Source organism: Emticicia sp. (genome assembly GCF_049241225.1).
Taxonomy (GTDB): domain Bacteria; phylum Bacteroidota; class Bacteroidia; order Cytophagales; family Spirosomataceae; genus Emticicia.
Genome location: NZ_JBMLRC010000421.1, coordinates 1 through 1,442, shown reverse-complemented (window position 1 = coordinate 1,442; position 1,442 = coordinate 1). Strand labels below are relative to the sequence as shown.

2 protein-coding genes are annotated in these 1,442 nt (G+C 37.9%); one reads left to right on the top strand and one right to left on the bottom strand.

Going from position 1 to position 1,442, the window contains the following annotated elements:
- A partial coding sequence (locus ACOVO2_RS21745; protein ID WP_421771988.1) for a hypothetical protein occupies positions 1-629 on the bottom strand: 629 nt, incomplete at its 3' end.
- A gap of 271 nt (positions 630-900) precedes the next feature.
- Between ACOVO2_RS21745 and ACOVO2_RS21740 the strand changes: the two genes are divergently transcribed.
- On the top strand, positions 901-1,442 hold a 542-nt coding region (locus ACOVO2_RS21740), incomplete at its 3' end, for a c-type cytochrome domain-containing protein (RefSeq protein ID WP_421771987.1).

The following is a 1,442-nucleotide window of genomic DNA, read 5'->3' as shown; positions in this document are numbered from 1 at the left end:
CCGATTTGACCGATTAAATCGCTGTATGTTGCATGAAAATCGCTCAAGGTTGTTTCTATTTTCACTACTGCTTCCGAAATCTCAGCTTTCATTTTACCCATATCTTCTTGATGAGCAGCTATTTCTTGCGTGAGTCTGGCTATTTGCTCGCCTTTGGCCTTAATGGTAGCATCGAGGTCAGCAATGGCTTTTTCTTTACTTCCGATTTGTTTTTGGCGTTGAGCATTGACCGATTCTTGAAATTTTGAGTCTTCGGTTTTCAATACATTCAGATAAAACTGTGCCGAATCATTGAGCTGCTGACTCGAAACACCCATGGCCTGTGCCGCAGCATAAGCCGAACTGTATCGAGTAGCTTCATCCATTGGCATTTTAGCGAGTGTCTGCAAAGACTTTTTGTACTCTAAATAATCAAACCCAGGCTGATTATTTGTTTCCATTGCCCCAAACAGAATCTCATAAAACTTATCCGAAACTTTGCCCGCTGGCGTTACTACCTCAGTTTTGGTAGTTGTTACTGCGGGTTTAGCATTTACATCCGTTTTTGCAGGCGTAGCTTCGGCAGTTTGCCCGTCGGAGGGTGTCTGAACAATAAAAATACCTTTTAGTTTTGATAAAAAATCGCTCATTGTATTGAGATTTTGTAAGTTTTAAAAGTCAAAAAATAGACATTTTATTTTCCTAAATATTGCTGTTTTATGAAAACGTGCAACATTTACGGTACAAACTTTTGGGTATTTCGAGGATTCTACAACTCATTTCATACAATCCAAGCAAAAGGTGTGTCGAATGGCTAAATTTAGTGATGATATTTTGAATATAAATTATTCTTAGAAAATATTTATATGAAATCAGCACGAAAGTCTTAAATTTGTAAGACCCATACTTGTATAGACATCTATGAAAAGCTCAAAAATATTTCTTTTATGTGCATCCGTTACAGCTGTCATTGGCTCAATGGCGTTTAGCTTCAATCCATTTAAAGACGAAGTCGATTTTAATACTGAAGTAAAGCCAATTTTAAATAAACACTGCGTTGCGTGTCATGGTGGTGTAAAAAAAGCTGCGAATCTGAGCTTTTTGTTTTCGCACGAAGCTATTAATACTAAAGGAAAATCAGGAAAAATTGCAATTGTGGCGGGCGATGCAGAGCATTCGGAGTTTTATAAACGCCTCATTACGAATGATTTGGATGAGCGAATGCCTAAAAACGAAGAGCCGCTCAAAAAAGAAGAAATAGAAATACTAAAAAAATGGATTGATGGTGGAGCAAAATGGGGCGAACATTGGGCCTATCAGCAACCTGAAAAGCCAAGTGTTCCATCGGTTGGTGGATTTTTTGCTCGAATCGGACTATTTAAAGATAATGAAACCAGTTTTGCTAAAAACGAAATCGACCATTTTGTGTTGGATAAACTCAAAAAAGAAGGACTCTCGCACTC